Source organism: Pseudomonas sp. W2I6, assembly GCF_030815935.1.
Classification (GTDB): Bacteria; Pseudomonadota; Gammaproteobacteria; order Pseudomonadales; family Pseudomonadaceae; genus Aquipseudomonas.
The window spans coordinates 5,451,346-5,467,040 of record NZ_JAUSXJ010000001.1; the positions used below are offsets into that span (position 1 = coordinate 5,451,346).

Here is a 15,695-nt window from a genome sequence, read left to right on the forward strand (position 1 = left end):
AGTGAAAGCCCCTGCAGGCCATAAGCCGCCTGGCCTGCAGAAGGCTGTATGTTTTTTGATCAGGCAGCATGAGCATCCTCGGGTAGAATGCTCGGCCTACTTTGCCGAACCGCAGTTATCCCCATGCCCCAGACTCAAACCCCATCTCAACACGTCATCATCATCGGCGGCGGCCCGGCGGGGCTGATGGCCGCCGAAGTGTTGAGCCAGGCCGGGATCCGGGTCGACCTGTACGACGGTATGCCCTCGGTAGGCCGCAAGTTCCTGCTGGCGGGCGTGGGCGGCATGAACATCACCCATTCCGAACCTTACCCGGCGTTTCTGGCGCGCTATGCCGAACGGGCGCCGTGCATGGCGCCGTTGCTGCGTCAGTTCGGTGCCGAAGCGTTGTGCGAATGGATACACGGGTTGGGGATTGAAACCTTTATCGGCAGCTCCGGCCGGGTGTTTCCTACTGACATGAAAGCCGCCCCGCTGCTGCGGGCCTGGCTCAAGCGCCTGCGCGACCAGGGCGTAGTTATCCACACCCGCCATCGCTGGCTGGGTTGGAATGCCGATGGCAGCCTGCTTATCCACAGCCCCGAGGGCGAAAAAAGCGTACGCGGTGATGCAGTGTTGCTGGCCTTGGGCGGCGGCAGTTGGTCGCGCTTGGGCTCGGATGGGGCGTGGCTGAAGTTGCTGGAAGACAAAGGCGTGCCTTACGCGGCGTTGCAACCGAGCAACTGTGGCTTCGAGGTGTCGGCCTGGAGCGAGTTGATGGTCAGCAAATTCGCCGGGGCACCGCTGAAAAACGTCGCCATTGGCCTGGCAGACGACAAGCCACGGCTGGGGGAATGTGTGGTCACCGCCACGGGCATCGAAGGCAGCCTGATCTATGCGTTGTCGGCACCGATTCGTGAGGCGATCAACCGGGATGGATCGGCCACGGTGCACATTGACCTGTTGCCGAGTAAGCCACTGGACAAGGTGATCGCAGCGCTGAGCAAGCCGCGCGGCTCACGCTCGATGAGCAAGCATTTGCACAGTCAGTTGGGATTGGATGGGGTGAAGGCGGCGCTTTTGCGCGAGCTGTCACCGGCGGAGCACTTCAATGATCCGGCGCAGCTGGCGGTGGATATCAAGGCGCTGCCGCTGAAGCTGGTGAAAACCCGGCCAATGGACGAAGCCATCAGTACCGCAGGCGGCGTGCCGTTTGAGGCGCTGGATGAACGCTTGATGATCAAGCAATTGCCGGGCGTTTTTTGCGCAGGCGAGATGCTGGACTGGGAAGCGCCGACGGGCGGGTATTTGCTGACGGGGTGTTTTGCCAGCGGGCAGGCGGCAGGGCGCGGTGTTCTTGAGTGGTTGAGGCCGGCCACCCCGGCATGACCCACTCACCCCATCACCGCCCGGCAGCAAAGTTACCTCTGACTCAACTGGCTGTTAGATCGGGATAGGCACGTTTAAAAGCTGTTACTTGCTTCTGCAGGAAAGCATCCTCTTCAGGCAGTAAAATTTTCAGATTTTCTATATAACCTGAATACGCACTGAAGAGTCTGGAAGGATCGCCGTGTTTCAAATCGCTCCATTCCTGCTTGAAGGCGTAGCTGAGTTTCTGGCCCTCTTCCTGACTGGTACAAAGCATATCCTGTAGATACTTATCCAATGGCGCCCTTATCTCAGGACTGATCGAATAATTAGCCTCATACAACGACATCAACTCTCTGAACGAATGGATTGCCTGCCCATACTCGCCGCGCGCCGCATGGTCTTCAACCCGGGACCTTAATTCGGCCACACGCAACTCTACCTGCTTGAAAGCTTTCTCGTCAGCAGCCTTGCCTTTCTTGATTTCGCCGTCTACAACAACGCCGCCGATAATGCCCGCCGCCGCCAGGACCGGCAAAACAAAAGGTACTAAAAACACAGCCATATCTACATCTCCATCTAAGTTCGTCATTCAGAAATCAGTTTCTGACTCAACCTCAGTGGAAATGAAGTATTTTAAGTTCCAGCACTTAAACACGGCGACAATTACAAAAAATATCCAAATCACAAGCAATAACTCATCAAGGATGACGAGGCACAACTTAACGCGAGCGGAATTGCTCCGCTCACGGTAGTCACTATGCGTTTACATGATAACCAACAAGCCCTACTTCTTTTTCCGCGGCCCGGTGTTAAACACGGGCACCTTACGCACTGGCTTGATCGAAGGCTCGACCGGCGTCGCCTCCCCGCTGTCCACCCACTTGCCCAGGTTGCGCTTGCCACCACCGCCGCCCGAAGCCTTGGGTTTCTTCGGCTTTTTCGGCTTCTTCACCACCTGACCAGTGGCATCGGTATCCGGCACACGGTGCTCCGGTTCGAAGTCCTGCTCCATCTTCCGGGTCAACGTCTGACGGGTCAGCATCTCGATGGCCGACAGCATGTTCACTTCATCGGCGCACACCAGGGAAATCGCCTCACCGGTGTTGCCCGCACGACCGGTACGGCCGATGCGGTGGATGTAGTCCTCGGCCACGATCGGCAGGTCAAAGTTGACCACCAGCGGCAAGTCTTCGATATCCAGGCCACGGGCCGCCACGTCGGTGGCCACCAGGATCTGCACGTCGCTGCTCTTGAAGCGATCCAGCGCACGCTGGCGCGTGGCTTGTGGCTTGTCGCCGTGAATCCCGTCGGCATTGATGCCCAGGCCCTGGAGTTTTTCCACCAGCGCGTCCACACCGTTACGGGTCTTGGCGAACACCAGCACCTGCTTCCAGCGGCCCTTGCGCATCAGGTGCACAAACAGCTCGGCCTTGCGCTTTTTGTCCACCGGCACCACCCATTGCTTGACGGTGTTGGCAGCGACGTTGCGCGGGCTGACTTCGACAGTCAGCGGGTCGTTGAGCATCTGCCCGGCCAACTGGCGGATCTCGTCGGAGAAGGTTGCGGAGAACAGCAAGGTCTGGCGCTTTTTCGGCAGCATGCGGTAGATGTTCGCCAGTTCTTCGGAGAAGCCCAGGTCGAGCATGCGGTCGGCTTCATCCAGCACCAGGGTTTGCAGCTGGTTGAGCTTCAGCGCGTTCTGGCGGAACAGGTCGATCAGGCGGCCAGGGGTGGCGACCAGCACATCAACGCCTTTGCGCAGCTTCATCATCTGCGGGTTGATGCTCACGCCGCCGTACACGGCGTAAGTGGTCAGCGGCACGTTTTGGGCGTACTCGGCGACGCTCGCATGAACCTGCTCGGCCAGTTCGCGGGTCGGGCACAGGATCAGCGCGCGCACCGAGTTGGCGCTGACTTTCGGCCCTTCCATGGTCAGCAGTTGCAGCAGCGGCACGGCGAAACCGGCGGTCTTGCCGGTGCCGGTCTGGGCCGCAGCCATCAGGTCACGGCCTGCCAGCACCGCCGGAATGGCTTGCGCCTGCACCGGCGTCGGGGTCTGGTAGCCAAGCGTCTCAAGGGCGCGCAGCAAGGGTTCGATCAGGCCAAGTGTGGCGAAAGTCATGGAAATACCGTAGGAAAAAGTCAGCGCAAGGTCGCAATGCGCGGCAGTTTACCTTATTTCCGGTTTTGGCTTTCGCCACTGTGGCAGGCTGATCAGCAGCACCGCGCTGATAATCACCAACATCGCCAGGGCTTCTTCCGTGCCGATGGTCTCACCGACAAACACAATCCCGAGCAACACCGCCACCGCCGGGTTGACGTAGGCATAGCTGGTGGCCGCCGCCGGGCGTACGTGCTTGAGCAGGTACATATAGGCATTGAAGGCGATGATCGAGCCGAACACGGTCAAGTACGCCAGGGCCAGCCAGCCTTCCAGCGGCGGCATGGCTTGGAGGTGTTCGCCGCTGACGGCACTGAGCAACAGCAGCACGAAACCTGCGATCAGCATCTCCGCCGCACTGGCCATCGCGCCTTGAGGCAGCGGCAAATGCTTGCTCCACACCGAACCAAAGGCCCAGGCCGCCGCCGCAAAGATCAGCAAGGCCGCACCGGTGGGGCTCGATTGCAGGTTGGAGCCCATATTGAGCATGGCGATGCCGATAATCCCCAGCACCACCCCGGCCCATTCCAGACGGGTATTACGCGCGCCCCAGAAATAACCACAGAGCAAGGTGAACAACGGCACCGTCGCCACCGCCAACGCGGCCACGCCGGAAGCCACGCCCGTATGTTCGGCCACACTGACCGCACCGTTACCGAAGGTCAGCAGCAAAATGCCGATCTTGCCGGCGGCCTTCCACTGCACCCAGGTCGGCGCCGGCGCCCCGCGCCAGCGCAGGAAGGCATACATCAGCGCACCCGCTGTCATGAAGCGAATCCCCGCCAGCAACAGCGGCGGCCAGTACTCCACACCAATGCGAATCACCAGGTAGGTAGACCCCCAGATCACATACAACGCAAAAAAGGCGGCGATCAACGGTAAGGGAAAGCGACGTGGGCCAGGCATTGGGCAGCTCTGTGGCAGGACAAGGGAGCGTTATTTTAGAAATCCCCGGCCGTAAACATAAGTTACAAAACCTGTTTAAAGCGCCAGTACACTTTTCAAAACATGGTTATCAAGGCTATAAACCGTGCTTTCGAAAGCTATGCATTCCCGGAGCCTTATCATGGACAAATACGACCGTATGCTTCTCAGCGCCCTGCTGGAAGACGGCCGCGCGTCCTACGCGCAACTGGCGCGCACCGTGAACCTGTCCGCGCCCGCCGTGGCTGAGCGAGTGGCGAAACTGGAAGCCAGTGGTGTGATTACCGGGTATCAGGCCAAGGTCGACCTGTCGAAGGTGGGGTTGCCGATCCAGTGCGTGATTGAGTTGCGGTTGACCAATCATGGGAGCCAGAAGGTTTACGACGCGCTGTCGGAAATTCCCGAGTTGACTGAATGCCATCGGGTGACGGGCGATCCGTGCGTGATCATGCAGGCGGCGGTGGGCTCGATGCCGGAGCTGGAGAACCTGATCAATCGGGTGGCGAAATTCGGGTTCAGCAAGACCTCGATCATCTTGTCGAGCGCGATAGAGCGGCGGGTGCCGTTGGGGCAGTTGGAGGGGAATGGGAAGAGTGGCAACTGAACACGCCGCTCTGCAGCTCGTTCCCACGCTCTGCGTGGGAACGCATCCGGTGACGCTCTGCGTCACGACTTCAAGAGCGGACGCAGAGCGTCCAGGGCGGCATTCCCACGCGGAGCGTGGGAACGTTCGCCATAGTTGACCGAGTTGCCTGAAACACCCTCGCTCAACTGTGGGAGCTGGCTTGCCTGCGATGACGTCAGTAGCTTCACTGATTCGAAGGTGGTGGTGGATCGGTCGCTGGACTGCTTACAGCCTCGATAACACCGCAAAACTAATGTGGGAGCGGGCTTGCTCGCGAATGCGGTGTGTCAGTCAGCGCATGTGTTTGCTGATACTCCGTATTCGCGAGCAAGCCCGCTCCCACATTTGGATCTTCGTCATGTTGAAGATGGAGTTCTGCTCAAGCGACTTAGAACCCGCGATGCTTCTTCAGATGATCATTGATCTTCGCCGCCGGAACCTTCTGCAAGCTGCACAGCAATTCGTGTGACAACTCCCGCAACCCGTGGGTGCGCCGCAGTTCCTCGGCCAGGTGAGCGGTAAGGTTCGCCGCCATCTCCGCGTCCGCCATCGCCCGGTGAGCCTTGCCGGTGTGGGGCAGTTGGGCAAATGAGGTCAGGGTACCCAGCTTGTGGTTCGGCGCCGCCGGCATCAAGCGTCGCGCCAGCAATAGCGAACAGGCAAACTTCTGCAAACGCGTACGCCGGATCAACCCCAGCTCGAAATCCCAGAACTTCTGGTCAAACGCGGCGTTGTGGGCCAGCAGCGGCGTGGTGCCGACAAACTCGTTCACCTCGTTCATCACCCGCTCCGCCGACGGTGCGGTGCGCAACATGGCGTTGCTGATGCCGGTCAGTTGCTCAATAAACCCCGGCACACGCACACCAGCGTTCATCAGGCTCTGGTAGCGGTCCACGATCTGGCCCTGCTCCAGGATGACCACGGCGATTTCCGTGGCCCGGCAGCTGCTGCTCGGCTGGATGCCGGTGGTTTCAAAGTCGATGACCGCTATACGTTCCAAACCTGTTCCAACTCCGTCAAAAATCTATTTAAGCAGCAACGCGCCTTCAATCGGCACGTAGCGGCTGGCGGCGCGTATCAATGAGTTGGCCGTCAGCCCCGGCACGCCGTAGGCCACGGCTTCGACGCCGTGCTTGCTGATGATGCGGTCCAGCAGCATGTCGAAATCACCGTCGCCGGAGGCCAGCACCACTTCGTCGACATGGGCGGCGGCGTCCATGATGTCGATGGTGATGCCCACGTCCCAGTCGCCCTTGGCCGAGCCGTCGCTGCGCTGGATGTAGGGCTTGAGCTTCACGGTAAAACCCAGGTTACGCAGGATCTGCTGGAACTGCTGCTGTTTGCTGTCGCCACGGTCGATGGCATAGGCATACGCCTCGACAATCTGCCCGCGCTGGCTGATGTCAGCCCACAGGGCCGCGTAGTTGAAGTGACAGCCGTACGCCTGGCGCACGGTGTAGTAGAGGTTTTGTACATCGGCGAACACGGCTATCTTTTTCACCGCAAATCCTCATGACACGCGCATGGACCCCGGACTCAAAGGCCCGGAAAGGTTGCCAGTATGCCAGCCACACGGGAGTTTCCGAGAAAAATCAGCCCGGGGCGACGAAGCGCCCCGGTTGAGTGTGGGTCAGACGAAGGAATCGTCGTCGCCAAAGGAGGAGGAGTCGTCGGAATAGTCGTTGTCGGCGAAGCTGTCGGAGGCGTTGTCGCTGCCCCAGCTGTCGTTGCCGGCATATTTCTGGTCGTCGTTGCCCCAGTTGCCGTTGTCGCTGGCCGGAGCCGGCTCTTCGCGGATGATCTCTTCAACCACTTGCGGTTGTTGCGAGTTGTGGCTGAACAGGCTGCTGATGCCTTCTGCCAGCATCACACCACCGGCCACGCCAGCTGCGGTTTTCAGGGCGCCGCCGAGGAAACCGCTGCCAATCGGCGCTGCGGGTGCCTGTTGTGGCTGCTGATAGTTCTGCTGGGGAGCACCGTAGTTCTGCTGCGGCGCAGGTTGCCCGCCAAACGACGGACGCGCCGGTTCACGCCAGCCACCGCCCGACGACGCCGGTGCGCTCTGGGTCGGCTGCGGGTCACGGGAACCGCCGCCGAAAATGCTCGACAGGAAACCGCCACTGCTCGGTGCAGGCTGCGCCGCCTGGGACCTGGCCTGTTGCAGTTGGTCCTGCAACTCCTGGATCTGCTGGGCCTGCTGCTTGTTCTGCGCATCGAGGCTCTTGATCGCGTGCTCTTGCACCAGAATCGACTGGGTCATGTAGTACGCAGCGGCCGGTTGGCGAGTGACGTGTTCCTTGATCCGCGCTTCAGCCTGGGCGTCGCGGGGGGCTGAGTCCGTTTCGGCTTGCTGCAACCGTGAAAACAGTCCGTCGATCAGGGTTTGTTCTTCGCTGTTCATGGCGACCTCGTTAGATTGCCGGTAGAAATCTTCGCCTTGCGCACGATGTGCAAGGTACAACCCAGTTATGGGGCTGTTGCTGATTGTTTCAATGGTCTTTACGCAAGGTTTACGTTTGCTTGCATCTGCTCTTGATCGGTTAAAGTAACGCCCTTGCTTTTCGGCCTGTGAAGACCCTGATGAATCCGTTAGACGTATTGCGCGACTCCTTCTTCTTTTTCAAGCGCAACCTGGGCGCCATCGTGCAGTTGTGCCTGCCACTGGTGATCCTCGAAGCCCTGCTGCAACAGGTGCTCGACCACACGCTCGGCCCAGACGCGTTTCCCGGTTACAGCGTGGTGATCGGGCTGCTGGTGTACCCGCTGTACACCGGCGCACTGATCCTGTTCCTCGACGCCCGCACCCGGGGTGAATCGCCGCGCACCCTGGATGTGCTGGCCATGGCCCTGACCCTGTGGCCGCGCTTTGCCCTGCTGACGGCAATCAGCACGCTGCTGATCCTGCTGGGCCTGTCGCTGTATTTCCTGCCCGGCCTGTGGCTGATGGTGGTGCTGGCTTTCGCCGAATACCTGCTGGTGCTGCGGGGCATGTCGGCGCTGTCGGCCATGAAGGAAAGCCTGCGCCTGACCCGTGGGCATTTCTGGCGGATCCTGGTGTGCCTGCTGTGCGTGATGACCCCGCTGTGGTTGCTCAAGGGCGCCAGCGTGGCGGTCTATCCGGACCCGAACCCGCTGCTGGGCCTGCTGATCGACAGCGCACAAAGCTTCCTGCAACTGTTCACCAGCGTGGTGTTGTTCCGCCTGTTCATGTTGATTGGTGGCGACGCCGACGCGCGGTGATATGCTCCGGGCCTGTCCTGCAACGCCATAAGCCGAGCCGATGACCCGACTACTGCGCATTACCTTGCTGGGCCTGCTGATCCTCGCGGCCCTGCTGACCGGCTTGATCTACAGCCTGACCTGGCGCCCTGCCGACAAGGAAACCCTGCCCATCCGCTGCGTCGCGCCCCGTGCGCCGACCCTGCTGCCTGGGCAGGCGCTAAAGGTCATGACCTGGAACGTGCAGTACCTGGCGGGCAAGAACTACGTGTTCTGGTACGACACCCCGGACGGCAGCGGCCCGGACGACCGCCCGACCGTTGAAGACATGGCTTCAAGCCTCGACGAAGTGGCGCGGGTGATCCGCGACGAGCAGCCCGACATCCTGCTGTTGCAGGAAGTCGACGAAGGCGCCAAGCCTTCCAGCTACCAGGACCAACTGGCCTTGCTCCAGGAGCGCCTGGCCGACCTCTACCCGTGCAGCGCCCAGGCCTTCGACTGGAAAGCCGACTTCGTGCCCGACCTGCATATCTTCGGCAGCGTCGGTCGCAAGCTGGTGACCATGAGCCGCTACCAGATCGAACACGCCGAGCGCCTGCAATTGCCGGTAGCACGCGCCAACCTGATCAGCCGTCAGTTCCAGCCCAAACCTGCGTTATTGCTGACCTACCTGCCGTTGAGCGATGGCGGCCAGTTGGCCGTGCTCAATACTCGCCTGGACGGCGCGGCCCCCGGGCACAACGCCGTGCTGGAACAGGTGCAGGCGACCGTCAAGCTGGTGGATAAATTCGAGAGCCGCGGCACGCCATGGCTGATGGGTGGGGATTTCAACCTGATGCCGCTGGGACAGTTCCTGCGCCTGGACCCCGGCAAGCGCGGGCAATACTCGCCGGACAGTGAGCTGCACCTGCTGTGGGAAAAGTACCCGATGATCCCGAGCAACAGCCAATCCAGCGGGATTGACCGGGACCAGTGGCTGACATATTTCCCGAATGACCCAACCGTAGAGGGGCCGGATCGTACGCTGGATTACCTGTTCCACAGCTCGCGCATCAAGAAGGTTGAGAGCAAGGTGCGCCAGAGCGATACGGTGCGTATCTCCAATCATTTGCCGGTGATTGCGCGGTTCCTGTTGCCCGCCGCGCAGTAAGCCACGCGGCGAAACAGTGTGGGAGCTGGCTTGTGTGGGAGCCGGGCTTGCCCGCGATGCAGGCACCTCGGTCTATCCGACAGACCGAGGTGATGCCATCGCAGGCAAGCCAGCTCCCACATTAGATCTGCGATGTACTTACTTTCTCGGCTTGATCCGGGCAGTCGGTTCAGCAATCAACGGATCATCCGGCCAGTAATGCTTCGGATACCGCCCCTTCAAATCCTTCTTCACCTCGGCGTAAGTACTGCGCCAGAAGTTCGCCAGGTCCTGCGTCACCTGCACGGGCCGTCTGGCCGGCGACAACAGGTGCAGCTTGACCACCTGCCGCCCGCCGGCGATCCGCGGCGTATCCGCCAGCCCGAACAATTCCTGCAAGCGCACCGCCAGAATCGGCGGCTGCTCGCTGTAGTCCAGCCGCACCGACGAGCCCGACGGCACCTTCAGATGGTGCGGCGCCAGCTCGTCCAACCGCGCAGGCAACGGCCACGGCAGCAGGTTATGCAGGAAGCTGGAAATATCCAGACTGGCGAAATGGCTCAGGCGCGACACCTTGCCCAGGTACGGCATCAACCAGTGTTCCAGGCTGGCAAGCAAAGCGCTGTCGCTGACATCCGGCCATTCACTGGCCTTGCCGCTATCCAGACCACGCAGCAGCATCACCCGCGCCTGCCATTGGCGCAGCTCCGGGGTCCAGGGCAACAGTTCGAGGCCTTTGCGCCGCACCAGGTTGACCAGCGCCTGGCTGCGGGCGGACTCGTCGAGGCCGGTCAGCGGTTCGCGGCTGAGCACCAGTTCGCCGACCTTGCGCTGGCGTTCGGCCCGCAGCACGCCCTCGCGCTCATCCCAGTCAAGCTGGTCGACATTACGCACCTGCTCGGCCAACACCGAGTCGAACAGCGCCGGATCAAAATCCGCCGCGAGGTAAATCCGTTCTTCACGCTGGCCCTGGCGGCTGCCCAGATCGGCGATCACCAGCCAGGGTTGCTTCATCAGGCTGTCGGCTTCGGCGAACAACGCGGCACGGCCGTTGGCGAGGCGGTATTCGGCACCGCCCGCCCGCCGTTGCTGGGCGACGCGGTCCGGGTAGGCCAGCGCCAGCAACGCGCCGAGCCAGCGCGGATGATCGGGATCAGCCACCGGCTGCTCTGCCTTGCCTCTTAAATAGCCACGGTATTGCCGCGCCAGTTGGCGGGCACGCTGCACACCGCCCTGGGTGCCACGGGCCTTTTCTTCACCGGATAACAGGGCCAGGCGGCTGTGCAAATCCGCACCGGCACCACGCAGGATATCGCGCTCACCCAACAGTGCCGCCACGTCACAGGCCATGCTCGCCAGGCCCAGATCCTGACCACGCAGCAGCAAATGAGCGATTCGCGGGTGCGCCGGCAACCCGGCCATTGTCTGGCCGTGGGCGGTCAGCTTGGTATCGCTCAACGCTCCGAGGCGCTCGAGCAAATCCTGGGCCTGTGCATAAGCCGCGGTGGGCGGAACGTCGAGCCATACCAACTGAGTAGGCGCCACGCCCCAGCGGCCCAATTGCAGGGCCAAACCGGAAAGATCCGCCGAGAGAATTTCCGCACTGGAATACGCCGCCAGCCCTTCATGTTGGTCTTCGGACCACAACCGATAACACACCCCCGGCTCCAGGCGCCCTGCCCGGCCGGCACGCTGGGTGGCGCTGGCGCGGGAGATGCGCTGGGTGTCGAGACGGGTCATGCCGCTGCCCGGGTCGAAACGCGGGACCCGCGCCAGCCCGGCGTCGATCACCACGCGCACGCCGTTGATGGTCAGGCTGGTCTCGGCAATGTTGGTGGCCAGCACCACTTTGCGCTTGCCGGCGGGCGCCGGGTCGATGGCGGCGCGCTGGGCGGCCAGGTCCAGTTCGCCGTGCAGCGGGCATAGCAGCACCTCGGGGTTATCGCCCAGCGCGTCAGCCAATTGCTGATTAACCCGACGAATCTCGGCCTGCCCCGGCAGGAACACCAGCACGCTGCCGGTTTCATCATGCAGGGCTTCAAGGATGGTCTGCACCAACCGTGGCTCGATAAATTCGCCGGGCTGGAATGGCCGGCCCCAGCGCATCTGCACCGGGTACATGCGCCCTTCGCTGCGCAGGATCGGCGCGTCGTCCAGCAAGCCGGCCAGGCGTTCGCCTTCCAGGGTGGCGGACATCAGCAGGATCTTCAGTGGCTGCTCGTCGCGAAACAGGTCTCGACCATTAAGACTAAGGGCCAGCGCCAGATCGGCGTCCAGGCTGCGTTCGTGGAACTCGTCGAAGATCAACAAACCCACGCCGTCGAGTGCCGGGTCATCCTGCAGGCGCCGAGTGAGGATGCCTTCGGTGACCACTTCGATGCGGGTGTTGGGGCCGACCTTACTGTCGAGGCGAATGCGGTAGCCGACGGTTTCGCCGACCTTTTCCCCCAGTTCGCTGGCCAGCCTTTCTGCCGCGGCGCGGGCGGCGAGGCGCCGGGGTTCGAGCATCAAGATGGTTTGCCCGGCCAGCCAGGGTTCATTCAACAGCGCCAATGGCACCCGTGTGGTTTTACCGGCGCCGGGCGGTGCTTCGAGCACGGCTTCATGGCGCGTCGCCAGGGCGTCACGCAGGGCGGGTAAAACATCATCGATTGGCAACGAATTCATACTGGCTCCAAAGCAGAGCGGCGAGTATAACGGCGAACTGCCGGGTGTCGGTGGTGGTCTCAACGACACGGCCCCGTACTGACTGGAATGCGGCCAGCTCCCACACTTGATCATCGTCGCCTTGTAGACTGGCTTATAGTCACTTTCATTATGTTCAAGGAGAGTCCCATGCGTGTTGCTTCCCGTGTCATCGGCGGTGTTCTGGCCGTCACCCTGCTGAGCCAGTTGACGGCCTGCGGCTCGATTTTCTACCCCGACCGCCGGGGCCAGATCGACGGCAAGATCGACCCGGCGATTGCCGTGCTCGATGCGGTCGGCCTGCTGTTCTACGTGATCCCGGGCCTGATCGCCTTTGGTGTCGACTTCGCCACCGGCGCGATCTACTTCGAGCCGGGCAAAACCGCCCAGGTAGCCCCGGAAAAACTCCAGCAAGCCATCGGCGCCGACGGCAAGGTCGATAACGCCAAGCTGCAAACCATCATCCAGAAAGAAACCGGGCGCAATCTGCCGCTGGACGACCCGCGCATGATCCAGTTCAAGGGCAGCGTGCAACAACTCGCCACCCTGGGCCTGCAACCCGCCGCTTAAGGACTGACCCGCCCCATGACCACCAGTCCCGAACACGCCCGGCTGTTGCGCCTGGCCACCCGCGCTTCCGTCGGCGTGGCCTGTGTGCTGATTGTGACCAAGGCCATCGCCTGGTGGCTCAGCGGCTCGGTGAGCATGCTCGCCGGGTTGACCGACTCGCTGCTCGACGGCGTCACCTCGCTGCTCAACTTGCTGGCCGTGCACTATGCGTTGCGCCCGGCGGATGACGATCATCGTTATGGCCATGGCAAGGCGGAATCCCTGTCGGGCATGGCCCAGGCGTTGTTCATCGCCGGCAGTGCGGTGTTGATCGCCTTCCAGGCGTTCCAGCGTTTGCAGCATCCGGAACCTGTGGGCGCGCCATGGCTGAGTATTGGCGTGATCGTTCTGTCCCTGGCGTTGACGGCGGCGCTGCTGATCCTGCAATACCGGGTGATCCGCGAAACCGGCTCCAACGCCATCCGCGCCGACTCGCTGCACTATCGCTCAGACATGATGCTCAACGGCAGCATCCTGGTGGCGCTGGTGCTGGCGGCGTTTGGTTTTCATCAGGTGGACGCCTGGTTCGGGCTGGGCATCGCGGCCTACATTTTGTGGAGCGCCATCCAGATCGCCCGGGAAAGTTTTTCGGTGCTGATGGACGAGGAACTGCCGCCGGATGTCAGCCAGCACATGCTGGAACTGGCGTGCAGCGTGCCCGGTGTATTGGGTGCCCATGACCTGCGCACGCGGATTTCCGGCAGCCACTGGTTCGTGCAGTTGCACCTGGAGTTACCGGGGGAATTGAGTTTGTCCGTGGCCCACGGCATCAGCGACCAGGCCGCCGATGCCATCCACAAAGCCTACCCGCGAGCCGAAGTGCTGGTGCACGCCGACCCGCAGGAAGTGGTCAAGGGCGCGAAGGCCTAGTACTGCACCTGATACCCGCGACTGCTCAGGCAGTTGCCCTGGGCCTGGCGGTAGGTTTGCACCACGGCCGGGTCGGGGGCGTAGGTGACGGTCCTTGGGTCAAAGCCACTTTGTTGCACCGCCCAGCGATAGCAGTCGTAACCATCCTGCTGGACCTGCGCCGGTGACTGGCCGTTGGCCGGGTAAGCCACCACGTCATAACCATTGCCCTGGGGCACGGGTTGCGGCGCTGGCGCGGCGGGTGGCGGCTGCACCACAACGTACTGCTGGCTGCTTTCTTCGTAGGTGTAATAGGCACCGGCGGCGAGGAAGAACAGCGCACTGCCCACCCACACTTCCCGCGCGTAGTCGGGCAGGTATTGCACGCGAATCCCGTAAGGCGGCGTCACGACGACATAGCGCGGGCCTTGTGGGCGATACCAGTAGCCACCCGAGAAGAAGTAGTCCTGCCCGCGATACGGCACGCGGTAATTGCGGTCGGGGAAGCGGTCGACGATGTAACCCGGACGGTATTGCGGGCCTGGGCCCCAGCCATTGCCGTGCCCGTCGGGGCGGCCTGGCCAGCGGTGATCGTTGGGGTGGTTATTGCCACCGCCGTTACCCCCGTTGAAGCCGGGCCGGCCCGGGCCACCCTGGCCGCCATTGCCGGCCTGCCAATGCTGGTTGCCGTCGTTGCGACGCGGGATGTCCTGGTAATTGCCCTGACGCGGTTCCTGGGTCTGGCGCACGGTATCCGGGCGACCCTGGATCGGCAGGTTATTGGCCGGCTGCGGCGCCGGGTGCGGAGGTTGCTGCTGGTTGCCTTGCGGGCGACCTTGCCACTGGCCACCTCCGTTCGGGCGCTCAATGTTCTGGTTCTGCGGCCGTGGCTGATTGTTTTCGAAATGCTGATTCTGCGGACGCGGCTGATTGTTCTCGGGCCGAGGGGCTACAGGGCGCGGTTGACTATTTTGTGGTCGCGGTTGGTTGTTCTGCGGCCGAGGCTGATTATTGCCTGGATGCCCTTCCGGGCCTCTTTCATGCTGACCACCGCCTTCCTGGCGTGGCGGGTCGTCGGCCATCACTTGCGCACCAACGCTCATCATCAGCAAACCAACACCTGCCAAACGCCAGATGCGCTTCATGCTATTCCTCACTGCGGATTAGGGCCTACACGTAAGACTGGAAAACCGGGGCCCGGTTCTGCGAGAGGTTATCAGTCACGAGAAGTATTTTCGCAGGCAATAAAAAGGGGCGACCCGTCGGTCGCCCCTTGAGAACTTCGTCCTGGCTCAACGCTTTTGACGTTGGCTCACCTCACGCCGTCTTGTGGACAGTGTGCAGCCCGGGGGCCGGGGCAACCCTGTGGGGTTGGCGGCCGCAGCCGGCCTTATTGGCGGGCTGCAGTGGACTGTATGTCCGGGCAGTGATTCTGTTGATAACTCTACGCCTCGGCCTCGGGCAGATGATTGCGAAGATTGCGTCAATAATCAGTGCTTGCGCAATTTTTAACCCTGGATAGATAATTCACCGCAATAGTTACGACAAAGGCCAGCCCCATGAGCAAACTTGACCGATACGACCTGAGTATTTTGGCGGAATTGCAGCGCGACGCGAGGATCTCCAACCAGGAGTTGGCCGAGCGCATCGGCCTGTCGCCTTCGCCGTGCTCACGCCGGGTCAAGCAACTCGAAGACGACGGCTACATCGCCCGCCAGGTCGCCTTGCTCGACCGCAAGATGCTCGGCCTGAGTCTCACGGCCTACGTGCTGATCGGCATGGACCGACACACCCCCGAACGTTTCGAGAACTTCGAAGCGGCCATCCGCACCTTGCCGCAAGTACTCGAGTGCAGCCTGGTGACCGGGATGGACGCCGACTATCAGCTGAAAGTGGTGGTGCCAGACATGGATCACTACCAGAAGCTGCTGCTGGGCCACCTGACCCGCATCGAAGGCGTCACCAGCGTGCGTTCAAGCTTTGTGCTGAACCAGGTGCTCAACAGCACCGAGCTGCCGCTGACCCACCTGCGCACTTAAGACCAGCGCGCAACAAATGTGGGAGCGGGCTTGCTCGCGAAGGCGGTGTGTCAGGCACCGAATATGCTGACTGATCCACCGCATTCGCGAGCAAGCCCGCTCCCA

At 61.9% G+C, this 15,695-nt stretch carries 15 protein-coding genes; 7 read left to right on the forward strand and 8 right to left on the reverse strand.

The genetic code is table 11. The features are described from left to right. The first annotated feature begins 123 nt into the window (after nt 1-123). Complete coding sequence (locus tag QF039_RS25210; protein ID WP_307521261.1) at nt 124-1,368, forward strand: TIGR03862 family flavoprotein; 1,245 nt, start codon at nt 124-126, stop codon at nt 1,366-1,368. 43 nt (nt 1,369-1,411) lie between these two features. Here the strand turns inward: QF039_RS25210 and QF039_RS25215 are convergent, their stop codons facing one another. The 3 genes from QF039_RS25215 to yedA all read right to left on the reverse strand — a co-directional run bounded on the left by QF039_RS25215 (nt 1,412) and on the right by yedA (nt 4,417). Continuing rightward, nucleotides 1,412-1,939, reverse strand: coding sequence for a hypothetical protein (locus QF039_RS25215; RefSeq protein WP_307521263.1), 528 nt, complete (start codon nt 1,937-1,939; stop codon nt 1,412-1,414). A gap of 195 nt (nt 1,940-2,134) precedes the next feature. Continuing rightward, entirely contained in the window at nt 2,135-3,472 is a 1,338-nt protein-coding gene (locus QF039_RS25220; RefSeq protein ID WP_003215511.1) for a DEAD/DEAH box helicase, read from the reverse strand. A gap of 48 nt (nt 3,473-3,520) precedes the next feature. Next, nucleotides 3,521-4,417 carry a drug/metabolite exporter YedA gene (gene yedA / locus QF039_RS25225; RefSeq protein ID WP_307521265.1) on the reverse strand — a complete coding sequence of 299 codons (897 nt, stop codon included), beginning with the start codon at nt 4,415-4,417 and terminating at the stop codon, nt 3,521-3,523. 160 nt (nt 4,418-4,577) lie between these two features. Here yedA and QF039_RS25230 point away from each other — a divergent pair, with 160 nt between their 5' ends. Beyond that, entirely contained in the window at nt 4,578-5,039 is a 462-nt protein-coding gene (locus QF039_RS25230; RefSeq protein ID WP_003215506.1) for an Lrp/AsnC family transcriptional regulator, read from the forward strand. Nucleotides 5,040-5,448: 409 nt separating this feature from the next. Here the strand turns inward: QF039_RS25230 and QF039_RS25235 are convergent, their stop codons facing one another. From QF039_RS25235 to QF039_RS25245, 3 genes are all read right to left on the reverse strand, one after another. Next, nucleotides 5,449-6,060 (reverse strand): PolC-type DNA polymerase III, encoded by a 612-nt coding sequence (locus QF039_RS25235; RefSeq protein WP_003215504.1) that lies wholly within the window; start codon nt 6,058-6,060, stop codon nt 5,449-5,451. 24 nt (nt 6,061-6,084) lie between these two features. Next, nucleotides 6,085-6,561, reverse strand: a complete 477-nt coding sequence (locus QF039_RS25240; RefSeq protein WP_003215502.1) for an NYN domain-containing protein — start codon at nt 6,559-6,561, stop codon at nt 6,085-6,087. A 129-nt stretch (nt 6,562-6,690) separates the two neighbouring features. Continuing rightward, nucleotides 6,691-7,461 (reverse strand): DUF2076 domain-containing protein, encoded by a 771-nt coding sequence (locus tag QF039_RS25245; RefSeq protein WP_008436594.1) that lies wholly within the window; start codon nt 7,459-7,461, stop codon nt 6,691-6,693. Between the two features lie 179 nt (nt 7,462-7,640). Here QF039_RS25245 and QF039_RS25250 point away from each other — a divergent pair, with 179 nt between their 5' ends. Beyond that, nucleotides 7,641-8,300, forward strand: a complete 660-nt coding sequence (locus QF039_RS25250) for a YciC family protein (protein WP_003215498.1) — start codon at nt 7,641-7,643, stop codon at nt 8,298-8,300. Nucleotides 8,301-8,340: 40 nt separating this feature from the next. Then, on the forward strand, nt 8,341-9,429 hold the full coding sequence (locus QF039_RS25255; RefSeq protein WP_177020954.1) for an endonuclease/exonuclease/phosphatase family protein: 1,089 nt from the start codon (nt 8,341-8,343) through the stop codon (nt 9,427-9,429). Between the two features lie 138 nt (nt 9,430-9,567). Here the strand turns inward: QF039_RS25255 and hrpB are convergent, their stop codons facing one another. Then, nucleotides 9,568-12,075, reverse strand: a complete 2,508-nt coding sequence (gene hrpB / locus QF039_RS25260; RefSeq protein ID WP_307521272.1) for an ATP-dependent helicase HrpB — start codon at nt 12,073-12,075, stop codon at nt 9,568-9,570. Between the two features lie 168 nt (nt 12,076-12,243). Here hrpB and QF039_RS25265 point away from each other — a divergent pair, with 168 nt between their 5' ends. Together QF039_RS25265 and QF039_RS25270 are read left to right on the forward strand one after the other, a co-directional pair. Then, complete coding sequence (locus QF039_RS25265; protein WP_003215492.1) at nt 12,244-12,663, forward strand: hypothetical protein; 420 nt, start codon at nt 12,244-12,246, stop codon at nt 12,661-12,663. Nucleotides 12,664-12,678: 15 nt separating this feature from the next. Continuing rightward, nucleotides 12,679-13,572 carry a cation diffusion facilitator family transporter gene (locus QF039_RS25270; protein ID WP_008436590.1) on the forward strand — a complete coding sequence of 298 codons (894 nt, stop codon included), beginning with the start codon at nt 12,679-12,681 and terminating at the stop codon, nt 13,570-13,572. Here QF039_RS25270 and QF039_RS25275 read toward each other — a convergent pair. Further along, complete coding sequence (locus tag QF039_RS25275; RefSeq protein ID WP_177020943.1) at nt 13,569-14,696, reverse strand: DUF6515 family protein; 1,128 nt, start codon at nt 14,694-14,696, stop codon at nt 13,569-13,571. The two genes, QF039_RS25270 and QF039_RS25275, sit on opposite strands and share 4 nt — an antisense overlap. Before the next feature lie 414 nt (nt 14,697-15,110). On the opposite strand from QF039_RS25275, the gene QF039_RS25280 reads away from it, so the two are divergent. Continuing rightward, a complete protein-coding gene (locus QF039_RS25280; RefSeq protein ID WP_003194418.1) occupies nt 15,111-15,590 on the forward strand; it encodes an Lrp/AsnC family transcriptional regulator in 480 nt (159 codons plus the stop codon). Nucleotides 15,591-15,695 lie beyond the last annotated feature (105 nt).

Coding starts and splice junctions, on each gene's coding strand:
- QF039_RS25270 (WP_008436590.1), top strand. CDS start 12,679: ATGACCACCAGTCCCGAACACGCCCGGCTGTTGCGCCTGGCCACCCGC.
- QF039_RS25265 (WP_003215492.1), top strand. CDS start 12,244: ATGCGTGTTGCTTCCCGTGTCATCGGCGGTGTTCTGGCCGTCACCCTG.
- QF039_RS25250 (WP_003215498.1), top strand. CDS start 7,641: ATGAATCCGTTAGACGTATTGCGCGACTCCTTCTTCTTTTTCAAGCGC.
- QF039_RS25245 (WP_008436594.1), bottom strand. CDS start 7,461: ATGAACAGCGAAGAACAAACCCTGATCGACGGACTGTTTTCACGGTTG.
- QF039_RS25230 (WP_003215506.1), top strand. CDS start 4,578: ATGGACAAATACGACCGTATGCTTCTCAGCGCCCTGCTGGAAGACGGC.
- hrpB (WP_307521272.1), bottom strand. CDS start 12,075: ATGAATTCGTTGCCAATCGATGATGTTTTACCCGCCCTGCGTGACGCC.
- QF039_RS25255 (WP_177020954.1), top strand. CDS start 8,341: ATGACCCGACTACTGCGCATTACCTTGCTGGGCCTGCTGATCCTCGCG.
- QF039_RS25275 (WP_177020943.1), bottom strand. CDS start 14,696: ATGAAGCGCATCTGGCGTTTGGCAGGTGTTGGTTTGCTGATGATGAGC.
- QF039_RS25280 (WP_003194418.1), top strand. CDS start 15,111: ATGAGCAAACTTGACCGATACGACCTGAGTATTTTGGCGGAATTGCAG.
- QF039_RS25210 (WP_307521261.1), top strand. CDS start 124: ATGCCCCAGACTCAAACCCCATCTCAACACGTCATCATCATCGGCGGC.
- QF039_RS25220 (WP_003215511.1), bottom strand. CDS start 3,472: ATGACTTTCGCCACACTTGGCCTGATCGAACCCTTGCTGCGCGCCCTT.
- yedA (WP_307521265.1), bottom strand. CDS start 4,417: ATGCCTGGCCCACGTCGCTTTCCCTTACCGTTGATCGCCGCCTTTTTT.
- QF039_RS25215 (WP_307521263.1), bottom strand. CDS start 1,939: ATGACGAACTTAGATGGAGATGTAGATATGGCTGTGTTTTTAGTACCT.